Genomic DNA, 25,463 nt, shown 5'->3' with positions numbered 1-25,463 from the left:
CGACATGAATCAAGAAGATGTGTTAGTTAAACTGTTTCAGTAAGCTCTTGTTCATCTTCGTTCTTTGAATGGTCTTGAAATGAAACAACTGTTCTTCCAACATTTACTCCACAACAATCATGGAATCCGTCAAATGCTTTATTAATATCTTCTAATGGAAGTGTATTTAAAATTAATTCATCAAGCATTAATTTTCCATCTAAATAAAGCTGTGCAAGATTTCGAATGTCACGAAGTGGATTAATATCTCCGTAGCTGCTTCCTTTTAATGTTTTTCCACGGCGGTGAAACAATTCAGCATTAATTGTTAATTCTTTCGTAGTATAGAATCCTACAACAACGACTACTCCACCTTTTCGTGTAATATCCCACGCACTTGCAGTTGCCTTCGTATTCCCTGTTGCATCAATTGCAAACTGCACACCAACACCGTCCGTTAATGATTTAACCACTTCTTCTAAATTTCCATCGGCAGGATTCACAACATGTGTAGCACCAAATTTTTTCGCAGCTTCTAAGTTTTGCGGTTTCATATCAACGGCAATTATTTTACTTGCGCCTGCAATTCGTGCACCTTGAATCGCATTAATTCCAACACCTCCACAGCCAAACACTGCAACGGATGATCCTGGTGTAACTTTTGCCGCATTCACTACTGCCCCGTAACCTGTCGCAACACCACAACCTAATAGTGCTGCCTGCTCTAGCGGCATTGCATCTGGAAGTTTCACACATGACATCTCGTCAACAACTGCATATTCTGCAAACGTTGACAAAACAGAATCATGATAAATCATCTCTCCATCTTTACTTAAACGTGATGTTCCCTCTGGTAAGAAACCCTTCTCCATAGGACCGAATGCTGATTCACAAAGATGTACTTGTCCATTTGTACAATATACACATACACCACAATATGGAATCCAGCTCAATGTTACTTTGTCACCAGGCTTTACGCTTTTTACGTTTTCCCCAACTTTAACTACTACACCGGCTCCTTCATGACCAAGAACTACTGGTTTTGGTGTTCCTGGACTTTCCTGTGCAATCAAATCACTGTGACAAACACCTGAAGCTGCGATTTTAACCAAAACCTCGTTGGATTTTGGCGGAGCTAAGTCAATTGTTTCAATTTGTAAAGGCTTTCCTACTTCTCTTAAAACAGCTGCTTTCATTTTCATTTAGAGATATACCCCCGTTATCATTTTGTGAATTTTTTAGGCTAGAATGGCACTTATCAGAAATAAGCGAAGTCTATTAAATAATTGAATTCATTAAAATAAAATGTTAGTAATATTCATTAACTCTTATAAGTGATACTTTTAGAATCAAGTAAATTTGTAAGCCTCGAAGGGAAATTCACTGTTTGTTTAGATTAGATCCCATATAATATTCTTGCAACATGATAATTTTTTCATCTAATTGCTGGCTGATACTTATTACATCCGAATCAATGATACTTTTTGAGCAATGCGTACATTTCGAATCTATCATACAATTTTTTTTCAGCCGTTTTCCTACCTCTTTTGATACTATCCTTTAACAACGCTAGAAATTAAAGACCTAAAGAAACATATTTTGTTTCTAAATACGGCTCAATGCCTTCAATACCACCTTCACGACCGATACCGCTTTCTTTCATACCACCAAACGGTGCTTGTGCGGTTGATGGTAAGGCATCATTCCATCCAACAATACCGTAGTCTAATGATTCCATAATCTTCGTTCCGCGCGTTACGCTTTCTGTGTAGAAATATGCTGAAAGACCATATGGAGTATTGTTGGCAAACTCAATTACTTCTTCTTCAGTTTCAAACTTTTGAATGGGTGCGACAGGTCCAAATGTCTCTTCACTCATAATGACCATTTCAGATGTTACGTCTTTTAGTATTGTTGGCTGATAGAAGCAAGCATTTTCATTTACGACTTCACCTTGACCACCAATGACTACTTCTGCCCCTTTACTAACTGCGTCCTGTACATGCTTATCAACCTTTTCATAGCCTGCTTTATTAATCATTGGTCCAATGTCTACACCTTCATCTAGACCATTTCCTACTTTTAATTGACTAACGGCTTCTGTAAAAGCTGATACGAATTTGTCATACACATTTGTTTGAACATAGATTCTGTTTATGCAAATACATGTTTGACCTGCATTACGGTATTTTGAAGCAATTGCACCTTGAACCGCTTTTTCAATATCTGCATCATCAAAAATAATTAATGGTGCATGACCACCAAGCTCAAGCGAAATATTTTTCACTGTATCAGCACTTTGTCGAATTAAATGTTTTCCGACTGCTGTTGATCCAGTAAATGTTACTTTACGAACTTTTGGATTACTCATAAATGCTTCCCCAATTTCTCCTGGGTTACCAGTAACTAAGTTGACAACACCTTTTGGCACGCCTGCTTCTTCACAAAATTCCATTAACTTCATTGCTGTTAACGGTGTAGATTCTGCAGGTTTAATGACAATTGTGCATCCTGCCGCAAGTGCCGGACCCAATTTACGAGTAATCATTGCTGCCGGGAAGTTCCATGGTGTAATCGCCGCAACGACGCCAACGGGCTGTTTAACAACTTGAATACGGTTGTTCGCACTTTTACCTGGAACAGTACGTCCATATACACGCCTTGCTTCCTCGGCATACCACTCTAAGAAGGATGCAGCATAATTTACTTCCCCTCTTGATTCAGCAAGTGGTTTCCCCATTTCTAGTGTCATAATTTTTGCGAGTTCCTCTTTATTTTCGTGCATCATTTCCGCAACTTTTCTTAAAACTTGAGCACGCTCTGTTGCTGCGGTCTTTGACCAGCTTTGAAATGCTGTATGTGCCGCTTCAATTGCTTCATCTGTTTCAGCTTTTCCGCTATATGGCACCTTGGCAATTACTTTACCATTTGCTGGATTAATAACATCAAATGTTTTTAAATTGCCGCCGGTCCACTCACCGTTAATGAAGTTTAAATGTTTTTCTGCTGATAGCTGTACGTTTGACATGTTATAACCTCCTGTAAATTTATTAAATTCCCCTGCATTTAAACGAATGTTCCCCTTTTGAATATTAGTTCGCATTATGAACATATTGTTCTTTATTTGAAAACATGTGCAAATTATAATTCGTAATTTATTGGTTTGTCAATTCGATATTTTCAAAAAAATTATTTTAATTAATATCTCTCTGCAATTTTATTGCCATTATATATATGAAGCATAATGACATCCTTTATCCAAAGAAAAAAGTTAGTATTTCGAAAAAATAGAATTAAAAATTTTCATTTGACACCTAGCAAATATCTGTTTTATAATTTTAAATAATTCATAAAGAGAAAATTTTGTTCACAATACGAAAAAATCGAGGAGCTGAAAAATATGCAAAATATTGAAGTAACGAAAGATGCACAAGATTTATTAACAAATTTAGATGGGAAATTTGGTGAAGCGTTTGGTGGTGAGGCGCCGAATGGAAGTCATATAAACGTAATTATTGCAAGAAGAGGATCTAACTCTCATGCTGAAGCAGTTAGAACATTAGCAAATCCTTCAAAAGGTCATGTACCATTTCTTGTTTGCCTAGGACTTGGTAATGTCATCAAACCAGCAACGATCGTAATTAATAAAATTACAATTGAAGATGAAAAATATGAGCGTTTCTTTTACGGAGCTGCACAATTAGGTATTGGTCAAGGAGTTTTAGATGCGGTTAAAGAAGGCCTTTTAGATAAAGATTCTTTAGGGGATATTTCGTTACTTGTTGCTTGCTGGATTGATCCGCAATGTGAAGATGAAACAAAAATCAAAGTAAATTCACGCGAAGCAATGTTTAACGCGATTAAAAATGCGCTTATGGCACCTTCAGAGGAAAAAGAGTATATTCAAAATCAACTTGAAACATATGAGTCCGCTACAAATAACTTCTACAGCGGTGAATAACGAATCAATTGATAGTAATAACTACGGAGACAATGACAAGGATATAGCATTACGATATAATATTGATATGAATAATTTGAATAATACAACTAACCAGAAACCGAATAAAAAGCAGGAAGTTTCCTCCGTTCAAGCGGTCGATCGTGCACTGAAATTGCTTACACTAATAGCCGACAGTAATACACCAGTTTTAGCTGCTGACCTAGCTGTTAAAGCAAATTTGAACCGCACAACAGTATGGCGTTTACTTGCTACATTAGAAGGACAAGACTTTATAGAGCGTGATCCATTTACAAAAGGTTATCAGCTCGGTTATGCATCAACAAAACTAATAAGCGGGATGGATCAATACAGTCCGCTCATTCGTCGAGCGCGTAGAACAATGGAGCAATTGCTTGAGAAAGTCCATGAGTCTGTTCTTCTAAGTGTACCAAAAACATTTGGCGTACTAACAATTGATCAAATCAATCCTTCTAATCAAAGCATCCGTGTCGCAGATTATATTAACTCGACAATGCCTCTTCATGGAACATCGAATGGGAAGCTTTTATTAAGCTATCTTAGTAAGAGTGAGCTAGACATTTTGTTGGATCGGCAGCTTGAACAGTTTACACCCCATACCATTACGGAACGTGAGGAACTGTATGAAGAAATTGAGCTTATCCGAAAGCAGGGATTTGCAACGAACTTTTTAGAATTAGATGAAAATGAAAACGGTATTTCAGCACCGATTTTAGACAAACAAGGTAATCTCGTTTCCTTTCTTAGTGTAAGCGGTCCAAGCTTCCGTTTTTCAAAGGAAAAGGTATTAAGTTGGGCACCTACTGTTATCGCTTCTGCAAAAGAAATTACAAACAATCTTGAAAAATAAGCCCCTATGTTTTGTAAAGATGTGATGCAACGCTATAAAATCTAACTTACGCATAAAAAGAGGGATCAAATCAATAAAGTTGGTGAGATATCATTGTATATCGTACATGTTTCAATTCTCGTAAAGGAGGAATATCTTTCTTCTTTCAAGCAAGCAACCATTATCAATGCCTCAAACAGTTTAAAAGAATCAGGAGTTATTCGCTTTGACGTGTTACAAGACTCAGATGTCCCTTGCCAGTTCGTATTAGTTGAAATGTATAATACACAGGCAGATCAGTTAAAACATCGAGAAACAGAGCATTTCAAAAATTGGCGTGCAGCCATAACTAATATGCTTGTCCAGCCATATTCATTCAAAAAATATAACAATGTATTTACAGACTAATAGTTGTGAAGCATTAGCCAGCATGATTAAAATGACATGCGGTAATTTCAGACTCATTCAACGGCTTTTTACACAAATCGAAAGAATCCTAGATATTAATCAACTTACTTCGATTACAACAGAAATTGTAGAAGCCGCACTTGACAGTTTAGTTATAGGCATCAAATTAGCATAAAAGCTATCTTCCAGAAGAGGAAAGATAGCTTTTATGCTAGGTGCTAACATGCGCAAGTTATCGCCTAAAATGACATCTTTTTTGAACCAGAATACTTGGTTGGGGTATTTCCTGCCGAGAGCTTTCCAACAGAAATCCGCTCTTCCGGCGTAGGACTTGCAACAGCTGCAAGTAGATTAGGTGCGGCAGTTGGTACGTTCTTGCTTCCAATGGGGATTGCAAGTATAGGGATTCAATATACAATGCTCTGTCTCACAGCTGTACTTGTTATTGGCGCAATTGTATCAATCGCTTGGGCTCCTGAAACGAAATCACTTACGCTGAGCGAGGCAAGTAATACCAAAAATAAACATTAAAGGATATTTATAAACCAAACTTGCTACAGGTTATTGTTTTCTCGGCTTACAGAAGAATCCTTCATCTTTTCTGTAAGCTTTTTTGGTTTTTATGTAACTAAACTCTTCACTTATAAGTGAGAAGGAGCGCACCCATGGATATATTATTGATCTTTTTACTTCAATTGATTTATGTACCGGTCTATACGCTGCGTATTATTTTTTTAGTAAAGGAAAAAAAGCTCCTTGCTTCCATTTTAGGATTTATAGAAGCTTTAGTATATGTATTTGGTTTAGCCATTATCTTTACCGGTGAGCAAAGTATTTGGGCCATGCTTGTATATGCGATTGGTTTTGCCTTAGGAATTGCCATTGGCGGATATGTAGAGGGGAAACTTGCAATTGGTTATACTACAATTGTCGCAAATATTACGAATAGAAATGATGATTTCATCTCAACATTACGCCAAGAAGGTTTTGGTGTCACATTATTTGTAGGTGAAGGAAAAGACAGTCAACGTTTTCAACTTGAAATCTTAACATTACGAAGCAGAGAAAAAGAGGTATTTTCGATAATACAAGAATATGAGCCTTCCGCATTTTTAATTTCTTACGAAGCAAGAAAGTTTAGAGGCGGCTACCTAGCGAAATCAGTAAAAAAGCATTCTATATAAGTTCAACTGTGCTCTGTAAAATGGACAGTTTAAAAAAGCTGGCTGCTCATGCAGCCAGTAGATGACCTCTGTATTGTAATAGGACCCCTATCAAGTAGGCAGGACTAAAAAGATATACTTTAGATTGTAAAAAAAGATCCACCTTTTTGGTTTGTTGTTGAGGTAGATTCCTACATTCTCCAAAAAGGTGGATATATATTTTACTGATTTATAGAACTTCGAGAAACCAAAGATTGAATGTTATAATTAGCTTGGATAAATCATGATTTTCAGTGTGTTTGTTTTATCATGAATCGCTCTTTCAAAAGCTTCCGCTGCTTCAGCTAATTGATATTCATTTGTAATGATTTTTTCAAGATCAATTTCACCTGATGAAAGCATTTCAATGGCAGTTGGATACGTATCGTGGTAACGGAAAATACCTTTAATATCAACTTCCTTGTCGATAATATTAGAAATGCTCATAGGAACTTCATCTTGAGGTGACATTCCCACAATAGCTACTCTTCCACCTCTTCGTACTGAAGAAAGTGTTCCTTGAACTGCACTAGGACTGCCCGCTGTTTCAATTGCTAAGTCTACCCCAAAACCATTCGTATATTCATTCACTTTTTCGTCTAGATTTTCTTCACGCAAATTAATAGTATGAGTAGCACCCATTTCTTTTGCAACATCCAAACGATTTTGTTCTAAATCTACTCCGATAATCATTTTTGCTCCTGCCACTTTAGCAGCAGCAGCTGTTACTAATCCAATCGGACCCATTCCCATGATAATTACTGTTTCACCCGGCTGAAGATCTCCCCGACGAATCGCATGTACCCCTACTGAAAAGGGCTCTACTAGTGCAGCTGTTTCATAGCTCATACTGTCTGGAATAGGGAAGACCAAATCAGCTCTCATCGCTACGTATTCACAGAAAGCTCCATCATAAGGGGGAGTAGCAAGGAATTCTACACTTGGGCACAAGTTGTAACGCCCTTCTTTACAATGGACACACTCACCACAAGTTGCTCCTGGTTCGATTGATACACGCTGACCTTCTTTAAGATGCGTCACAGCCTTCCCTACTTTAACGATATCTCCGGATGCTTCATGCCCTAAAATAATTGGTTTTTCAACAATAAAGTTTCCGATTTTACCATGTTCATAATAATGGACGTCAGATCCACAGAGGCCCACCGCTTTTACACGAATCAAAACCTCATCATTTTTTGGTGTTGGAATGTCGATTTCCTGCAATTCGATATTCTTTACACTTGTAAGCACTGCTGATTTCATCGTACCTTTAAGATCTGTAAAATCGTCTGTTTTTGTTGTATCTTTTATCACATTCAACTACTCCTTCTTAAATACTTTTTCATTATTTTTGGAGGTATTCATCTACGTTTTCTTTTGTTACTAGCTCAAACGGAATTTCATACTTTTTCTCAAGTGTTTCACCTTTTGCAGCTTTCACTGCTTGTTCAACGACTGTTTTTCCTTGTTCAATCGCATTTTGATAAACCGTTGCAATCATTTCATCCTTTTTTACTGCTTGAAGAGCGTCTTTCACCCCATCCACTCCAACGACTGGTAAATCATTCATGTTTTGAGCACGCAATGCATTGATTGCCCCAATGGCCATTTCATCATTTTGAGCGATAACCCCATCAATTTTATCACCGTGAGTTTGAATCCAGTTTTCCATGATCGTCATCGCTTCTGCTCTTGACCAGTTGGCCGTTTGTTCGGCAATCACCTTAATTTCCGGATTTTCATTGAGGACGTTATAAATACCTTCTTTTCTTTGCGTTTGACCCGTTTGTCCAATTGGCCCTTCAAAAATAACGACATTTCCTTTTCCACCTAAAGCATCTACAATTTCTTGTGCTTCTGTTTCGCCTGCAACTACGTCTGGTGAACCAACATAAGAAGTCAATTTTTCAGCTGATAAGAACGCATTTACGCCTAATACCGGTATACCTGCGTCTACAATTCCATTAACAGTGTTATTTAGTGCTTCTTGATCAATTGGGTTAACAATAATCGCGTCTACTTGCTGGCTTTCTAAGTTTTTCAATTGTGAAATAGCTGTGCTAACATCGTAATTTCCATCCATTACAACAAGTTCTACACCTAATTCTTTTGCTTGTTCTTTCATTGCGTTCGTTAAATTTGTCGCAAATTCCCCGCGTAAGCCATAAACTTGAAAACCAATTGTAATGGAATCCGTATCTTTCTTTTCCCCGCTGTTTTTGCTGTCTGAACTTGTTTGTAGATTAGAGCTGCATGCTGCTACAATGGCGATAGATGCCAAGATAACCAGCATTAAAAATGAATTTTTGATCTTTTTCATGAAATTTCCCCCTAAATTTTTATTTTTATAAAAAAGCTTTGTTAAACAATATTGTTGATAAAACGGTTTTTGGCTCAATCGTGTATAACCGAGGTTTCACACACCTTTCAGCGAGCTGAAAGGAACCAAAGATCAACAGCGTCATATAACACAGCTTATAAAAAAGTTTATACCTTCTCTTACCTTCATCATGTTCGCTTACGATCTACTAAAACGGCAATAATAATAATCGTTCCTTTAATCACCTGCTGCCAGTAAGAGGATACCGCCAATAAATCTAATCCATTATTTAAGACACCAATAATGAGTGCCCCTACCAATGTTCCCCACAGGCGGCCGCGGCCTCCCATTAAACTTGTTCCACCAATAACAACTGCTGCAATGGCATCTAGTTCATAGGAAATCCCCGATTGCGGTAAACCCGATGAAATACGAGATGTTAGAAGAACACCAGCAAGACCCGCAAGTAAGCCGCTAATACAATAAACAGACATTAATGTCCTATCAACATTCAAGCCCGATGTTCTGGCAGCGTTCTCATTACCACCGACTGCATAAACATATCGACCAAATTTCGTATGATAGAGTAATAAAGTACAAATGATAAAGACAACTAGAACAACCCAAACTGAAATTGGTATTCCTAAAAAGCCGCCTGTTCCAATAACTAGAAAAGCATCTGATAAACCGGAAATTGGCTGACCTTCACTGTAGATATAAGTAAGCCCCCTTGCAATTGCCATCATTCCTAATGTGGCAATAAAAGGTGTTACTTTCCATTTGGCAATGATGATGCCATTAACTGCACCGAGAAATAATCCTGCTCCAAGACCGGCAACAATTCCAAGCAATAGATTTGTGTCATTTCCTACAACTAAAGATGCTGTAATAATACCTGAGAAAGCTAAGATGGAACCAACAGACAAATCGATTCCTTTTGTTAAAATAACAAAAGTCATGCCAATAGCTAAAACGGCGTTAATTGATACTTGTTTAAAGAGGTTCAACATATTAGCTGACGTTAAAAAGTTAGGGCTTAAAATCGTTAATGCGACCGCCATACCTAATAAAGCAAGCAGAATTCCATATTCTGATAACAAGTGTTTAAACTTGGCATTGGAATTTTCTTTTGTTTCTTTATAGGAGTTTGTAGATAATTGGCTATTCATTTTAGACCTCCACCTTGTTGGCTGTAGCCAAACTTAATATTTTTTCTTGTGTAGCTTCTTTTGGACTTAGTGTTCCCATCACTTTTCCTTCACTCAGTACAATGATCCGATCGCTCATTCCCAAAACTTCAGGCATTTCCGATGAAATCATGATAATAGAGTATCCTTCTTTCGTAAGGTGATCCATCAGCTTATAAATCTCTGTTTTAGCGCCAATATCGATGCCTCTCGTCGGCTCATCTAAAATTAAGATCGTTGGATTTGTTAAAAGCCATTTAGCTAAGACAATTTTCTGCTGATTTCCCCCACTCAGCGTTTCTACAAGCTGATTTCTATGGTGCGTTTTAATCTTGAGGCTCTTAATCATATCGTCTGCTACTTGCTTTTCAGTATTCTTTTTCATCATAGGACCTGATGAGACGCTCTTTAATGATGAAAGAGTAATGTTTTGCTTAACGGACATAGGGAGCACTAGTCCTTCTTCTTTTCGATCTTCTGTTACTAAAGCAATTCCATGTTTAATCGCATCTTTCGGTTCCTTAATGTTTATTGGTTCACCTTTAAGTTTAATAGAGCCACTTTCAATAGGAATCATGCCAAATATCGCTTTTGCAACTTCTGTTCGCCCTGCCCCCATTAAACCAGTTAGTCCTAAAATCTCTCCTTTCTTCACTTGAAAACTGACATTTTCAAAATAACCTGGTGCGGAAATCCCTTCTACACTAAGGGCTATTTCCTCTTTAACAGAGCGGTTTCTCTCAGGAAAGACATCGGTAAGCTCTCGACCGACCATTTGTTTAATTAACGTTTCTTGATCAAGGTCTTTTGCTAGATTTGTGGATATGTATTCTCCATCTCTAAAAACGGTGATGTCATCAGAAATCCGGAAAATTTCATCCATTTTATGTGAGATATAAATAATTCCTTTCCCGTCTTTTTTCAATCGATTAATAATGCTAAATAGTTGTTCTACTTCTTTATCAGCAAGAGAGGATGTAGGTTCATCCATAATAATCACTTTCGAATCGTAAGAGACCGCTTTCACGATTTCGACCATTTGAATCTCTGAAACACTTAATTCTTTCATCTTCTTTTTTGGGTTAATCGATAAATCAAGATTTTCAAACATTTTTTTCGTGTCTTTATACATTTTTGGATAGTTTACTAAATGGACTTTCGAATATAGAGGCTCTCTGCCTAGAAATATATTTTCAGCTACTGTCATTTCAAAAATGGGACTCAATTCTTGATGAATCATCGCAATTCCATAGTCTAACGCCACTTTAGGTGTATTCGGAAAAATTTCTTTCCCCTCCATGAGAATGGTTCCTTCAGTTGGTTTATAGATTCCAGATAAAATCTTCATCGTTGTTGATTTTCCCGCTCCATTTTCACCCATTAATGCATGAACCGTTCCTTTACGGATGTTTAAATTGACATTGCTGATGGCTTTAATTCCATTGAAAAACTTTGAAATCCCTTTCATTTCTAATAAAAACGGTTGAACAGTCATCTAACATCTCTCCCTTCTTAAACGTTTAAGTTCAAGTCGATAAAAATCATGTGGACCCTTATTTTACCGTTCCACATGATTCGCGAATAATTAGCTGCAGCGGCAAAGAAGTTGAGATCACTTCTTCACTTGATTTTAATTTGTGTAAAGCATGAACAGCCTGTCTTCCCATTTCAAAAGCGGGTTGAGCGACGATCGTAAAAGGAGGATCGCTTATTTCCTGCCAAGGATGGTCATCAAAACCGATAAAGCTAATATCTCTAGGGATATTAAACTGTAGTTCCTTTATCGCTTTCACCGCTCCCATCATTAACAGATGGTTAGTAGCAAAAATAGCGGTCGGCGGTGAAGGTAATTTCATCATATTCATAACAGCTTGATAGCCCCCATTCATTTGAGCCTTCGTCCCTGTATAGTTGCCGCCAAATTGAATGAGTTCATCATCTACTTTTATATTTTGGCTGTTTAATGCGTCTATGTAGCCTTGTCTTCTCTCTACGGTAGTACTAATTCCTGGTGAAGCTAGTATAAGACCAATTCTTTTATGACCGTTTTTCAGCAACGTCTTTGTTGCTTTAAAACTTCCATCAATATTATCTGCTTTTATAATAGGCAGCTCAACATCTTCTACATCACGATCTATCAATACTATAGGTGCTTTTCCGGCTATTTTTGCCGAGTTAAGTGTTTTTGAAACAGGAGCAAGAATGATTCCGCTTACTTGCTGGGCTGAGAGTAAATCTATTAACTGATTTTGTCTTTTTTCGCTTTCCTCAGAAGTCGCCACTACGACTTGCCAGTCGTAATATTCACATTCTTCATGAATTCCGTCCAGTATTTCGGTAAAGAATGGGTTGTTATCGGGGACGATTAAACCAATTAGCTTACTATCTCCACTCTTTAAACTTCTGGCCGATTCATTTCTAGAATATCCAAGATATTTTATGGCCTCATTGACCCTCTTAACTGTTTCTTCACTTGCTTCGTCCTTATTATTTAAAACATTTGATACAGTTGCTATTGAAACGTTAGCCTCTTTTGCCACATCATATAACGTTGGTCTCTTTTTCTTTACCATTTTCTAACTCCCTTTACTTGTAGACCACATTATTCAGTCGATAGCTTTTTGTATAAGTCTTGATACTTTGCAAAGCTTTCCTTATATAAATAATAATGCTCTTCGTTCGGGTTAATCAAGTCTTCGTTCACTACTTTCCTGTTTGCTTCATCTGGGGTTTTCCAGTGATCAACACCAATACCTGCTAAGATTGCTGCGCCTATTGCAGGTCCTTCAAACTGAGCAGATTTTTTTAGCGACACTCCTAATACATCTGCTAAAATCTGACTCCACAAATCACTCTTTACAGCACCGCCAGTTATTACAAAGGAATCTACAGTAGCAATGTTTTTAATCAGCTCATGACAATCTTTTAAGCTGAATGAAACCCCTTCCATCACTGAACGGATAAAATCTCCTTTACGATGGGTCAAATTCATGCCGTAGAAAACACCTCTAGCATTCGAATCATTATGTGGGGTACGTTCTCCTGATAAGTAAGGAGTGAAGATGAGTCCTCTCGATCCCGGGTCTACTGCCTTTGCTTTCATTATTAAGCTTTGGAAGTCGTCCTCGATTTCGAATGCATCCCGAAACCATTTAAGCGATTCACCGGCAGTTAGTGTAACACCCATGGCATACCACGTATTTGGCAGGGCATGACAAAAAATATGAAGAGAAGAATTTATTTTTGTTAAAAATTCCTTGTCAGGTCTGTTTTTTATAGGTACTAGTACAACTCCCGAGGTACCTACACTAATCAATCCTTTGTCTTCCTTAAAGACGCCGTTTCCAATTGCTGCTGCAGCATTGTCTGCAGCTCCAGCAATAACAGGTATTCCTTCTTTTAAACCAGTCGCTTTTGCAACAGCACTTTTGACTTCCCCAATCACCTCTATACTTTCGTATAGGGGAGGAAACCATTCCGGATTGAGTTCAAGTTCGTCGATTATACTTGAATTCCACTTTCGATTATAAACGTCGAAGATTCCTGTCCCGCTAGCATCTGTAACATCAGTTGCCACAACACCTGTTAATTTATAATTGATAAAATCTTTAGGCATGAAAATCGTTGATATTCGCTCGTAATGTTCTGGCTCATTCTTTTTTAGCCACATGATTTTTGGAAGTGTAAACCCTGGAAAAAGTGTATTCATCGTTAATGATCGATATTTATCTTCCCCAATACGTTTTAAAACTTCTTTGCATTCTACTTCAGTTCTTTGATCGTTCCACAAAATAGCTTTTCGAATAATAGCACCTTGTGAATCCAGTAGTACACTGCTATGCATTTGGCCAGTGACTCCAATAGCTTCCACTTTGGCGGGATCGTTGTATTCAAATAGTTTGGTTAGCGCTTTCAATGTCGCTGTCCACCATTCATTTGGATCATGTTCAGTCCAACCTTCTTTTGGAACATCGAATGAATACGAAACTTCAGATGACCCAACCGGTTGTCCTTCTTTATTAAGCAAGATAACCTTTGTACCGCCTGATCCTATATCTATACCAAGAAACAATTCGTGTCCCTCCTTAACTTTAAAACAACTTAAACGTTTTAGTTAATTTGTTAAGCTTATTAAATTATATTTTTTGAACGTTGTCAATATAATTTTTATATCTTTTCATGCGTGACTTCACCTCCCAAATGGGCATACCCAGTCACGTTCTGAAAAACGGCTTTTTGATCAAGCGAAAAAGTAGTGTAGAAACCCTGTATTGAAGCAAATAAAACAAACACAGAGATAATAATACTCATATCCCTCCAAAATACTTTTCGTTCTTTTAATTCGTCTAATCTGATCACACTTTCATTGTATTAATAATAAGGAATGCTTCTGGATATCATAATGGACATCATCTTGAAGGTCCGAATGAACAAGGTCCTTTCCATACTGTTTACAACAGGCCAAAACGGAGAATCCAGTGTGCGGCCTGCGGATTAATTGAAGATGAAATGACGTTTATTAAATTCGGTAAGAAATAACAAATCCGCTTCAATATACGAAGCGGATTTGTTCAGTTTCCTTTCCTAGCTACTTCCATTCATACAATATGATGCGATCATAAACGGGATCAAAAAGCGCATTAGATTTAAATTCTTTTACTTTTTCAACTCTGTTCGTAAGATTTTGTTCCTGAGTTTCAAAGCCTTTCAACACTTTATCGGTTAATAAGATTTTGCTGTTTGTATAATAAGATTGATCATGAAGAAAAATAGGATACGTTTCAACCTTATTGTAGGAGACAGGAACATTCAAGTACTCTAATACCCTGGTTTCTTCCCACGCATAGACCACTGCAGGCTCATCAAGCTTTTTTAAGTAGCTGGCTAGCTGATAAGTGGCTGGCTCCCTAGTGGCTTGTTCTTTTAGTAGGAGAAAGGAGTTAAATGATTGTCCAATTAAGAGCATCATAAAAAGAATCAAAATAATTGAATGGCTAAACTTGTTTAACACGTTTAATAACAACAAAAAAAGAAGGAACATGGCTATAGGGAGAATGTGTCTTGGTTTATCAATATTTTGAGCAAAAAGAGCCCAGAAGAAATAAGAAATACTCATTATGACAGCTAACTGCTCGACGGAATGTTGTTTTAGAATACTCCATCTAAAACGATAGAAATATAAGCCAATCAATAAAACATATAGTACAAATAAAAAGAGCGATTGAGAAGAGACCCCGGTCCATATTACGTTATCCATCACAAGTGTTTTTGCCCTTTCCCAAAAGGGTATGCTGCTTGCTACCGCTGTATTGCCCCAACTATTGAAATGGCCACTTGTAAAGGCAAGGGAAAGTTTTAGAAATCCTTTTAAACTGCCTTCAGAGAAAATAAGAGCCCCTACCCAGAAGAATTGAAATAGCATGGCTACACCTAAATGAAAAACAATTTGTTTCATTGTGTACTTTTTCATTGCCCATTTTTTATAAATTAGATAAAGCAGGCCGACAGCGAATGGCAAGTAAGACAATCGAATCCCAAGCAATACACTAAACAAAAACAGTGGTAAAATCTTAGCCGTACGATTGTTTTCCTTGAGTGCTTTTTCGATGCTCCAAAAATACCACCATAAGCAAGCTATTGCAGCCCCTTCCGACATTGGCTGGTTGACAATAACCAGCATATAGCTAGAAGAGTACAGCAGAGAGACCATAAGCAAGCTAGATGACCGGGTAAGGTACTCTCTTGCCAGTTGATACATCGGAAATAAAGCACTAAAGTAAAACAAAATATTAAAAACCGTTAATGCGGCTGTTTGATTTTCTACCCATGAATGAACCAATTTCCCCCCTAAGATGAAATAAGGATATCCAGGAAAATGTGGCTGCATGGCCATTAAATCATATCGATCCAAAGCCAACGAAAAATCAACTTGATCCCAAGTAGCAGCAAAAGAATTAATGTACTTTAACTGGGTCCACAATAAAAAAGCTATAGATAGAATGCTTATCATCATAACGACGCTGTTTGACACGTGCAGTTGTTTAACAAAACGTTCTTTCTTCGCCATGTCGCCACCCCTTTCTTATGTTAGAGCTTAAGAAAACCTTTTTCACAAGGAAAAAGTACAAGGCAGATGCCTTGTACTCCTTGTAGAAAATGAATTTCTATTATGCTTGGGATTTTATATCGCTGATCTGGTTTGATATTTCTTTCTTCTCAATCCCTTTATTTGACGTTAACAAATAAATCCCTACAAAATAGCCAATGTAAGCGATGACTTCTTCAATGGACGGCATAGAGGAATATCCGAATAACGCCTTCAGAAAAATGCCGATATCTCCTGATAAGATAGGAGCAACGCCATGATCCCGTAAATAGTGATCATAATCAATGGAGTGCTCTGGAAGGAACCAAGTAAGATCATATAGATGCGGAATAACACTTCCGATAATACTTAAATCTTGCATCATTGAAATGGCTTGCACCAAAAGACCAGCGGCAATCAAAATAATAAATGCACTGGTAATTTTAAAGAACGTTTTAAGCGTGACTTTCATCGTGCCTTTAAAGAAGAAGTAGGAAACAATAAACGCAATGATAACCCCTGTTATAGCTCCCCAGCCCTGTATCCCAGCACCGATGTTGCCCCCTGTAATCGCAGCAAAGAAAAAGACCGTTTCTACCCCTTCACGTAAGACGACTAAAAAGGAATGAATGACCATGCCAACGATGTTGCCCGTTGAGATAAAACGGTTCATTTTCCCTTCCATATCCCCTTTTAAGTCTTTGCTATGGCTTGCCATCCAAAACACCATCTGGGTTAGCAAGAGAGCCGAGACCAGCATAATGCCGATCTTTAAATACATTTCGCTGCCCATTGACGTAAAGCCGGTAAAAACAACTTGGAACAGCATAGCGACGCCAGCACTTGCCAGTACAGCAAGCCCTGCTCCCAGCCATACGTACTTTGTATATTGTTTGTTGTCCATTCGTTTTAAATACGTGGTGATGATGCCGACAATCAATAAGGCTTCCAAGACCTCACGGAACATGATTAATAACGCTTGTACTTCCAAAACCTTTTCCTCTCCTCACATAGGAAATATGAAGGATGAACGTCTACGATCATTTTTTCCTTTTACGTCTTGCCACAACAATAACGGCAATGAGAAGTCCAACAATCAGTAAAAGCGGAATCCAATTTCGTATATTTGAAACATCCGTCCATTCATTTTTTCCGTTCTCTTTTTCTGTCGCACTTTCTGAAAAATGTCCAATTTCCAAACTTTTCAAGTCGAACTCTTTTTGTAATGAAGTCAAAATCTTTTCCTTGCTCGCATTAAACTGATCTAAATCCGCTTCTTGTTTCCCAACACCAAAAAGTCCTGGGTTTCCTAGAGCCTTTAAAGCTTGATCAAATTCTGCTTTTACTTCTTTATCCAGTTCTGGATTGCGTGATTCAACTTTAGGAGACAGCGCTTCATACGTTGCATGAGCTTTTGCCAGCAATCGCTTACTCGTATCATATTCTGTGAAGTTTTTTTCTATGTTTTCCAATCGTCTAGCCATATTTAAAACAAGTAGTTGATCCATATTCTCAATCACTCGTTCTTTATCTTCATCTTCAAGATTTTGAAGAATGATTTTTGCAGGTTCCGGCCCCATATGCATATCCACTTCTTCTTTTACTGTCTCAAAATGCTTTTTTGCCGTAGCATAATCAGCTGGATTTTTATTTAATTCAAGCATCATTGCTTTGTATGCTTCTGCTAATGCTTCTTCATTGGGGTCCCCATATGTATAAGCACCCACAGATAATACATTCAAATTACTCAAAACAAAGACGAATAAAAGACAAGAAAGCAACCATTTTTTCATATTAAATCCCCCTATACAAATGATAATGATTATCATTGAAAAAGTCAATTTTTATTTTAGATTTATTATATGCGTTTTTTGCTTTTGAGCTTTTAATGTACGGCTGCCTTTAAGATCTACCTTATGGGCGCTGGCATCTATTTTCACTTTTTGAACAGGTCGCCTTAATTCTTTCCAGATTGCAGGTATAACGGAAAACAAGTACCCTCTAAACGTAATAAAGGATTCTCCTGTTGTACGCACCCGGTATTGAATTGGGACTTCCTTTACTCGAAAGCCTTGTCTGACAAGGTTAAAAGTCAAGACTTGTGCATAATTGTAATCATGGATGATTTCTCCATGCTTAAGTGCTTGACGCGTGAATGCTCTCATCCCTGATTGTCCGTCAAAAATCCACTTTTTCAATACAAGGCTTTGGAGAAGGGTAAATCCATAATTTCCAAGGCGGCGATGAACCTTCATGCCTTTAATCGTCCCTAAAAAACGGGAACCCATCGTATAATCAGCTTCTCCTGCAAGAATTGGCTGCAACAGGTCCGGAATTTGACTGGCCGGGTATTCGCCGTCTGCATCAATCATGACCCCGATATCCGCTCCTCTGTCAAAGCATTCCTGTAACCCCGCCCGCACCGCTGCCCCTAAACCGCGGTTTTTTTCAAAGCTAACGATGAAATCGGCTCCTGCTGATTTGGCTACGTTAACTGTGTTGTCTTTTGACCCATCATCAATAACCAGCACTTTTACTTCCACCTGATGGTGAAAATGTCTCGGAATACTCTGAATGACTTCTCTGATTGACTGTTCTTCATTATACGCTGGCAGAAAAACAATCACCTGCTGTTTTTTCATGGTTTCTTCTCTTCTTTCTGCACGATGGCGTCCATTAATACTTTTCCACGGCTATGGCTTGGATAAGGAGCTCCCAATAAATAAGATAAGGTTGGCGCTAATGAAACGAGACTTTGTTTTTCTTCCACTTTTTTCCCTTTAGCAATATTTGGACCGTGTACAAAGAATGGAACGAAGCGCTCGCCTTCATCTAAATGGCCATGCCCACCGATTCCATCTGCCTGTCCGTGATCCGCACAAATGAAAAGCGTTGTATCATTCATTTTGCCTTCCTGCTTCAGCCAGGAAACAAAGTCTTCTACTAACGCATCGGCTTCTTGTATTTTTTGTATATATTCATCATATAATACGCCTCTGCTGTGGCCTGTTTGGTCCGTCGCGATCATCTGGACGATAAATAAGTCCGGGTCCTGTTCTTTCATAATTTTTTTCGCTCTTTCCATGATGTTTGGATCTGCTTTGTCGTTATGCATCACAGCAGTCACTGTTTCCACATCACTTCCCATGGAATCCACCAAATGGGCAATTCCGAGCAACCTGCCTTTTTTGCCTACTTTTCGCAAGGCATCAAAAATACTTTCAACCTTGATCCCGAGCTTCCAAACCATATTGGACTTAATGCCATGTTCCATCGGATATGTGCCGGTGAACATCGATGAAAAGCAGACGACCGTTCTGGCAGGATAGACGGTTTCCATATTCATGTATTCCGTGCCATTTTCTTTTAAAGAATCCAAAAACGGTGTATGGGCTTCATAAAAGCGTTCTTTTCTCATTCCATCAATGACAATCACCACCACTTTTTCAGAAAGGCTTTTCGTCGGTTCTGGAAACTCTTCTTTCGTGTAACGTTCATACATGACCGGTTTCCAGTCAAAAAGATTGCGGTGAAGGATGTAAGCAAATAGTAAAACAAATCCATAAAACAAACCCAAGTTCATGATATCAATTTCTCCGCCGATCCGATTTTCATCAAAAACCCATTCCCAAATTGATAAAACCAACAAAAACTTTGGTAGCTGTTCCTGTGCATTTCCACTCGTCGAATCACTATTTTTCATGACAAGCTTCCAAAAGCGGGTAAAATTCAACCATGAAGTTCCAATTCGCAGGTGATAATAAAAAGTCCCCCAAAAAAACACGGTAAAAAAGAAATAAAGGCCGACAGCAAAAAACAGAAGCTCAACCTCTACTTTGTTCCATACAATTAAATAAACGATAAACGGTGCCCATAAATAATTTCTTAAAAACAGTGGAAAATCAAACAAATAAAAAAAGATTAACAAAGGAACCACGTAGATAAACGCGCTGAAAAGATCCAGCGCTTCGTCCATCGATCCGAGAGTCATCAGATGATACAGCAACATTGTTCCAACAACAAAAATCGGTGTAAAGGGTTTCCCTTCATTTAACAAATTCCAACAGCGTGCAGCCACTTTCTCAAATTTAGATGCACTTTTCATTTTTCTCTCACTCTCCTTACCTTGATCCATTCTTTCATTGTGTTGAACGAGATCGGATATAGCAGAAGCACAACGGCTCCGGCTATATAAGAAACCACAAATTTCAACGCATGGGTTACAACAGCGATCGTATAGCCTTCCTTGACCGGAAAACCAAATAAAGTTAAGGCAAACACAAGAAAGCTTTCATAATTGCCGATGCCGCCCGGCGTGATTTGAAGAACCTGCCCTGCAATCGTTACACTATTGGCAAATACCGATGCCAAAAAAGACAAATCTCCTTGCAGCATCATCACTGTCCCATACAGAATTCCGGCTTCGAGCAGCCAGCTTAAAAAGGTGCAGGCAATAATGAAAAGCCCCTTTTTCCCAGAGAACGCTTTTTTGAACAATTGAATATGCTTGTTCAAAAAAATGGGCGCATAATGATGAACTGTGAATAAAACAAGCAGACTAATAAAACTGCTAATCATAAGGAGCCACAGTGGAAAGCGGAATTGAACCTTCAAAGCCCATAAACCAATCATCGCTATGCCAACCAAGCAAAACATATCCAGCAATCTCAATACAACAACAGAATGAAAGGCTTCATCATCTTTCAGCATGGGCTCTCTTGTGCTGGCTATTTTCGCCCTCACAAGGTCTCCGACTTTGATAGGAAGCAGATGATTGATCAATAAGCTGTATAAAATGCCGATTAGACAGGTTGAAAAGTGGGCTTTCCCATTTAAATAAAGTTTCCATGCCGCTGCTTTTAAGCAAAAGGAAAGAAAATAAACCATCAGAACGGCTGCGAGCAGGACAGGATGCTGAAAGATTTTTTTTATACTGTTTCCTAAATAGTTTGCATCGAAGGAATGAATCGTTAAAAATGCAAAACCAGCGAGTGTTAAAATCGAGAGGACCGTTTTAAAGGAATACTTCATTCTCTTTTGCCCATTTTACTGTTTCATCGAGCCCCTTTTTAAAATCCACCTTTGGCTCATAGCCAAGCTGCCGCTTAGCTTTACTAATATCCGCCCATGTTTTTAATACATCTCCGGTGCGAGACGTTTCCTTGTTTATTTTCATATCAGGGAAATGCTGTTTTAATTCCTGCAATAACGTATCCATCGTAATCGGCCTTCCGGAGCCAATATTTAAAATGTCACTATTCGTTTGGACAGTCAAAGTCAGATAAATACCATGGATGATATCCTCTATATAGGTAAAATCACGGGCTCTTCCCTCACCAAACACGGTGATTTCTTCCCCTCGTATTAACTGCTTAATAAACTTGCCGATCGCCATATCGGGGCGGCCCCATGGACCGTAAACCGTGAAAAACCGTAAAATATTCATTTGAAAACCGTACAAATCTTCATACACATGGCAAAAAGATTCCGCTGAAAATTTGGAAGCCGCGTAAGGTGAAATGACTTTTCCAACCGCCATTTCCTCTGTAAAAGGCCCCTCTTGATTTCCGTATACGGAAGAAGAAGAAGCAAACACAATCTTTGAAGCACCAGCTTTTCCTGCGGCTTCTAACACATTGATCGTCGCTTTAATATCAAAGTCAACATACTCAAGCGGTTTTTCAATGGAATAAGCCACTCCGGGCAAGGCAGCTAAATGAACGATTGCATCCGGCCGGATTCGGATAAATTCAGCCATTGTTTCGTCCTGATTCAATAAATTAAGGTCACTATAATGAAAAGCACCATGTGATTCAATATTGGTTAAATGTTTTCTTTTTCTTTCAATAGAGTAATAAGGATGAAGACAATCTATTATGTATACTTCATGGCCTTCTTGTATTAGGTTTTTGGCCAGATGGCTACCGATAAATCCAGCCCCGCCTGTTACAATAATTTTCAAGCGTAACACCTCAGTCATTTATTCAATTAAAAGCTTCTTCACCATCTTATCAATCCTTTAGGAAAAAAGGAAAAAACCTTGTGTACTAAACAAGGTTTTTTCAAGCAAAAGACGATTTACTTTGCTTTTTCAATAACTGTTTGCAATGTCGCTTCCATTTCTTTCAATATAGGTTCGCCTGCTGCTTTATCTTTTGCTTTTGCTGCTTCAAGATACTGCTGTGCTTTTTCTGTTAATTTTGTGTAAGCTTCCTCGCCCAGCGATGTTTTAATATCTTGTCCGATTACATCAATAAATAGGGCACCTTCCAAAGCGGTAATAACCGATTTGTCTTCTCCCCACAATTCAAGGCTTTCTGTGTACTCGTCAATCGCCGTTTGAGCAAATCCGCGTACAAATGCTTTGTTTACTTGAGCGGCATCCAATGTTTTGACATCTGTCTGCAAATCAAATTGTTTTTCAATAAAAGCAGCATCTTCTGGCGCATGATTTGTTAAGTATTTTGAAAGTGACTGATAAAAAGCCCATCCTTCTGCTTGTTCCACTTTTGCCAGCTGTTCATCTTTTTTCGCTTCTTCTGCCACTTTTGTTGCATAGCCGTTTGGAATCGCACCCGTTGCCAAGTAGAACGTTTTCATGAACGTTTTATCAACTACTTGTTTGCCAAGCTGGAATGCGAGCAGATCATCGGCTTCAACTGCTTTATCGATTTCATCAAATCCACCGGCAATCACATCCACCATTGTTGTTCCATTCGCAGCATCGCGCTTTTCAACTGTTGATTTAAGGATCGCATAAAATTCTTTTGCTTCTTCAACTTCCGCTTTGACTGCTTCTTTATCTTTCCAGTTTTCTTCTACTTCCTTAAATTCCTGCTTCATCGTTGTATAGAACACTTTTTGCATCAATTTATCAAAAATTTGCTTTACGACGACTTTGTCCATTGAGCCATCTTTTCCAGCCTGCAGTGCTGCTGTAATTTGCTCATCGTGCTTGCTTTCAAGTTCTGCATCCCGTTCTTGAACTAAGCTTTGCAAATTATTAGTATATAAATCCGTCACTTTATCGAAATCTACTTCTTTTCCTTCTTTTGCTTTATCCAGTTCAGTCTTTGCTTCTTCAAAAACTTGAGCGTAGTTTACTTCTTCTTTTTCTGCATCATCTGCTGCTTCTTCTGTTGCCGCTGTTTCCTCAGTAGTTTCTGTAGGTTCCTTTGTGTCTCCACCGCTGTTACAAGCAGTTAAAAGCGTTGCGCTGGCACCTACCACTAAGAATTTCGCGAAAATTCTTTTTAATTCTCTTTTTTTCATAAAATCGTCTCCTATCTTTCTTTTTTTAATTTATGTATTTTGATAATCGTTTTCATTTACATTTCGAATTATAAAGAGATTGATTTTCATTGTCAATACAATTTTATGATTAACTATACCTTTTCATTTGACATATGGAATTTATTAACGTAACATTTCTTATTTTTAGTACATTGTTTTTTGTATAAAATAAGAAGGCAGCTACGTTGCACTATTATGCATTGAGAGGAATTATTATGAACAACATTACAATCATAGGCGTAGGGCATGTGGGTCTGGTAACGGGTGTCTGTTTATCAGATATAGGCCACCAAGTTATATGCTACGATCTTGATAAAGAAAAAATGGACCAATTAAATACAGGCCTCTCCCCTTTTTATGAACCTGGACTGGATGAGTTATTGAAAAAGAATGTGAACAACCGGCGTTTATTTTTTACAGACAGCCCCGAAGAAGCCTTATCAGACGCGGACATCATTTATATTGCAGTAGGGACACCAAAACAGCTAAATGACGACATCGACCTTACCTATATTAACAATGCGGCTGCCATGATCGGTGAATATACGACCAAAAATAACGTAATCGTTGTAACGAAAAGCACTGTTCCTGTGGGAACAAATACGAATATCAAACAAGCCATACAAAGAAATGCACAAAAAACACGAAACATCACCATGGTGTCAAACCCTGAGTTTTTAAGAGAAGGTTCCGCGATTCGAGATGTTTTTTGCGCAGACCGAATCATTCTCGGTTCAGATTGTTCGGAAGCTGCAGCCATTATTGAAGAAATAAATAAACCATTTAACGTACCTATTTTTAAAACAGATCTTCATAGCGCAGAAATGATTAAATACAGTTCTAATGCTTTTTTGGCCATGAAAATCAGCTTTATAAATGAACTCGCTAATTTATGTGAAAAAGTGGGAGCTGATATTGAAGAGGTTGCTGTTGGAATGGGGCTTGATTCCCGGATTGGCAGTGAATTCCTGAAGGCCGGAATTGGATACGGAGGTTCTTGCTTCCCGAAAGATACCCATGCAATGCTGAAAATGAGTGAAGAAGCAGGAGAGAAACCGGACATTTTAAAGGCCGTGATGAAAGTGAATAGCCGTCAACACTATGTATTAGTGGAAAAAGCAAAGAATTACTTTGGAAGCTTAAAAGGAAAAAGAGCATCTGTATTAGGCCTGGCATTTAAGCCCCATACAGATGATATTCGTGAATCACCGTCCATCATGATCATAAACGAATTAATAGCAAATGGTGTATCCGTTGTGGCTTATGATCCAAAAGCAATGGAAAATACAAAAAAAATGATTGGAGAAAAAATTCAGTATGCATCATCTATTGAAGAAACACTGACTGATACAGATATGGTATTTATCAATACTGATTGGGACGAGATTAAAACATTCTCTCTCGATCAATATGAAAAGTTGATGAATAGACCGGTTATATTTGATGGCCGAAATTGTTACTCTTTAGACAAGATATCGGAATACAAGATCGACTATTTTTCAATTGGCAGGCAACCGTATTGGAATGCTTTGAGCAGAACCTGGACACCATGCACATAAGGCGACAATATCTTGCGCGCGATACTTACTGTTTGGCTATTTTGAACTCCCCCTCCTTACGTCGTTGAAGAGGGGGATTCCTGCGAATACCAGTCGAACGATCGATATTAAACGTCGTTAACGTCTCGTCGATCAGCTGATTGTTGAACTCGCGGTTTCATTCATTCCCCAGCAGTGAGTGCTTTCTTCGATTTCCCGTTCTGGGACTGACACCGTAACTTTTGGACCGCACTTTTTATATTTTTTGATTTCTATAGCTATCACAAATCTAGGACATCCGATAGGTATAAGGATCTTCAGGCTCTTCAATCGTATTCCACTCCTCCACTAAGAGAAACGGAATTGTCGCTTTGAAAGGCTGATAATAAACGGAGGATAATTTCCCTTTTACATGAATCCATTCGTCATCCTGAAGATCCATTTCTTCTGGAAATTCTACTAACATGCCAAAGGCTCCTGAATCTGCTACGCAATGAATAACACCAAAGCGCAGTACAAAGAGTTGATGATCATTCACGGATTCTCCTTTAAACGAAAAACCATCAAACTCAATCGTTTTGTTCATAAATTCACCAGGGAAATTATAAATGGTTTCCATTCCTTTTAAGTAGTTATCATC

General features: G+C 38.2%; 23 protein-coding genes and 1 pseudogene. 7 read left to right on the top strand and 17 right to left on the bottom strand.

The features are described from left to right. Positions 1-26 precede the first annotated feature (26 nt). Positions 27-1,181, bottom strand: coding sequence for a Zn-dependent alcohol dehydrogenase (locus tag AWH49_RS00730; RefSeq protein ID WP_063964336.1), 1,155 nt, complete (start codon positions 1,179-1,181; stop codon positions 27-29). Positions 1,182-1,555: 374 nt separating this feature from the next. Further along, positions 1,556-3,007, bottom strand: a complete 1,452-nt coding sequence (locus AWH49_RS00725; protein WP_063964335.1) for an NAD-dependent succinate-semialdehyde dehydrogenase — start codon at positions 3,005-3,007, stop codon at positions 1,556-1,558. A gap of 372 nt (positions 3,008-3,379) precedes the next feature. On the opposite strand from AWH49_RS00725, the gene AWH49_RS00720 reads away from it, so the two are divergent. From AWH49_RS00720 to AWH49_RS00700, 5 genes are all read left to right on the top strand, one after another. Then, a complete protein-coding gene (locus tag AWH49_RS00720; protein ID WP_063964334.1) occupies positions 3,380-3,940 on the top strand; it encodes a formaldehyde-activating enzyme in 561 nt (186 codons plus the stop codon). Positions 3,941-4,007: 67 nt separating this feature from the next. After that, the gene (locus AWH49_RS00715) at positions 4,008-4,811 is read left to right on the top strand and encodes an IclR family transcriptional regulator (protein ID WP_063964333.1); all 804 of its coding nucleotides are present in this window, start codon (positions 4,008-4,010) and stop codon (positions 4,809-4,811) included. A 93-nt stretch (positions 4,812-4,904) separates the two neighbouring features. Beyond that, positions 4,905-5,198: a putative quinol monooxygenase gene (locus AWH49_RS00710; RefSeq protein WP_157723647.1), complete on the top strand. Its 294-nt coding sequence runs from the start codon at positions 4,905-4,907 to the stop codon at positions 5,196-5,198. A gap of 270 nt (positions 5,199-5,468) precedes the next feature. Then, on the top strand, positions 5,469-5,729 hold the full coding sequence (locus tag AWH49_RS00705) for an MFS transporter (protein WP_063964331.1): 261 nt from the start codon (positions 5,469-5,471) through the stop codon (positions 5,727-5,729). Between the two features lie 134 nt (positions 5,730-5,863). Next, positions 5,864-6,382: a DUF2179 domain-containing protein gene (locus AWH49_RS00700; RefSeq protein ID WP_018394409.1), complete on the top strand. Its 519-nt coding sequence runs from the start codon at positions 5,864-5,866 to the stop codon at positions 6,380-6,382. Between the two features lie 246 nt (positions 6,383-6,628). On the opposite strand, the gene AWH49_RS00695 is transcribed toward AWH49_RS00700, so the two are convergent. The 6 genes from AWH49_RS00695 to xylB form a co-directional block, all read right to left on the bottom strand. Further along, entirely contained in the window at positions 6,629-7,714 is a 1,086-nt protein-coding gene (locus AWH49_RS00695; RefSeq protein WP_280512805.1) for an NAD(P)-dependent alcohol dehydrogenase, read from the bottom strand. Between the two features lie 31 nt (positions 7,715-7,745). Continuing rightward, positions 7,746-8,720 carry a substrate-binding domain-containing protein gene (locus AWH49_RS00690; protein WP_063964330.1) on the bottom strand — a complete coding sequence of 325 codons (975 nt, stop codon included), beginning with the start codon at positions 8,718-8,720 and terminating at the stop codon, positions 7,746-7,748. Between the two features lie 188 nt (positions 8,721-8,908). After that, entirely contained in the window at positions 8,909-9,889 is a 981-nt protein-coding gene (locus AWH49_RS00685; RefSeq protein ID WP_063964329.1) for an ABC transporter permease, read from the bottom strand. Between the two features lies 1 nt (position 9,890). Further along, the gene (locus AWH49_RS00680) at positions 9,891-11,402 is read right to left on the bottom strand and encodes a sugar ABC transporter ATP-binding protein (protein WP_082862617.1); all 1,512 of its coding nucleotides are present in this window, start codon (positions 11,400-11,402) and stop codon (positions 9,891-9,893) included. A gap of 58 nt (positions 11,403-11,460) precedes the next feature. Beyond that, a complete protein-coding gene (locus AWH49_RS00675; RefSeq protein WP_034286498.1) occupies positions 11,461-12,480 on the bottom strand; it encodes a substrate-binding domain-containing protein in 1,020 nt (339 codons plus the stop codon). 29 nt (positions 12,481-12,509) lie between these two features. After that, on the bottom strand, positions 12,510-13,979 hold the full coding sequence (gene xylB / locus AWH49_RS00670) for a xylulokinase (protein WP_063964328.1): 1,470 nt from the start codon (positions 13,977-13,979) through the stop codon (positions 12,510-12,512). Positions 13,980-14,344: 365 nt separating this feature from the next. Here xylB and AWH49_RS20565 point away from each other — a divergent pair. Further along, positions 14,345-14,446 (top strand): annotated as a pseudogene (locus AWH49_RS20565) (DNA alkylation repair protein); the annotation flags it as partial. A gap of 49 nt (positions 14,447-14,495) precedes the next feature. Here the strand turns inward: AWH49_RS20565 and AWH49_RS00665 are convergent. The 8 genes from AWH49_RS00665 to AWH49_RS00630 form a co-directional block, all read right to left on the bottom strand. Beyond that, on the bottom strand, positions 14,496-15,974 hold the full coding sequence (locus AWH49_RS00665) for a hypothetical protein (RefSeq protein WP_082862616.1): 1,479 nt from the start codon (positions 15,972-15,974) through the stop codon (positions 14,496-14,498). Positions 15,975-16,074: 100 nt separating this feature from the next. Continuing rightward, complete coding sequence (locus tag AWH49_RS00660; protein WP_063964327.1) at positions 16,075-16,983, bottom strand: FTR1 family iron permease; 909 nt, start codon at positions 16,981-16,983, stop codon at positions 16,075-16,077. Positions 16,984-17,032: 49 nt separating this feature from the next. Further along, the gene (locus AWH49_RS00655) at positions 17,033-17,785 is read right to left on the bottom strand and encodes a hypothetical protein (protein WP_063964326.1); all 753 of its coding nucleotides are present in this window, start codon (positions 17,783-17,785) and stop codon (positions 17,033-17,035) included. A 51-nt stretch (positions 17,786-17,836) separates the two neighbouring features. Continuing rightward, positions 17,837-18,634, bottom strand: a complete 798-nt coding sequence (locus AWH49_RS00650) for a glycosyltransferase family 2 protein (RefSeq protein ID WP_063964325.1) — start codon at positions 18,632-18,634, stop codon at positions 17,837-17,839. Further along, entirely contained in the window at positions 18,631-20,097 is a 1,467-nt protein-coding gene (locus AWH49_RS00645) for an alkaline phosphatase family protein (protein WP_063964324.1), read from the bottom strand. Before AWH49_RS00645 ends, AWH49_RS00650 begins: the two co-directional genes overlap by 4 nt. Next, on the bottom strand, positions 20,094-21,023 hold the full coding sequence (locus AWH49_RS00640; protein ID WP_063964323.1) for a lysylphosphatidylglycerol synthase transmembrane domain-containing protein: 930 nt from the start codon (positions 21,021-21,023) through the stop codon (positions 20,094-20,096). The genes AWH49_RS00645 and AWH49_RS00640 overlap by 4 nt, the downstream gene beginning before the upstream one ends. Further along, the gene (locus AWH49_RS00635) at positions 21,007-21,954 is read right to left on the bottom strand and encodes a GDP-mannose 4,6-dehydratase (RefSeq protein ID WP_082862615.1); all 948 of its coding nucleotides are present in this window, start codon (positions 21,952-21,954) and stop codon (positions 21,007-21,009) included. Before AWH49_RS00635 ends, AWH49_RS00640 begins: the two co-directional genes overlap by 17 nt. 116 nt (positions 21,955-22,070) lie before the next feature. After that, positions 22,071-23,264, bottom strand: a complete 1,194-nt coding sequence (locus tag AWH49_RS00630; protein WP_063964321.1) for a hypothetical protein — start codon at positions 23,262-23,264, stop codon at positions 22,071-22,073. A gap of 236 nt (positions 23,265-23,500) precedes the next feature. Here AWH49_RS00630 and AWH49_RS00625 point away from each other — a divergent pair, with 236 nt between their 5' ends. Further along, complete coding sequence (locus AWH49_RS00625; RefSeq protein WP_063964320.1) at positions 23,501-24,844, top strand: UDP-glucose dehydrogenase family protein; 1,344 nt, start codon at positions 23,501-23,503, stop codon at positions 24,842-24,844. Between the two features lie 268 nt (positions 24,845-25,112). Here the strand turns inward: AWH49_RS00625 and AWH49_RS00620 are convergent. Further along, positions 25,113-25,463, bottom strand: a 351-nt coding sequence (locus AWH49_RS00620) for a TIGR03943 family putative permease subunit (protein WP_063964319.1), incomplete at its 5' end; no start/stop codon positions are given.

Source organism: Domibacillus aminovorans (assembly GCF_001643235.1).
Classification (GTDB): Bacteria; Bacillota; Bacilli; order Bacillales; family Domibacillaceae; genus Domibacillus; species Domibacillus aminovorans.
The sequence above is the reverse complement of the archived record's forward strand: the minus strand, read 5'-3'. Positions and strand labels throughout refer to the sequence as shown.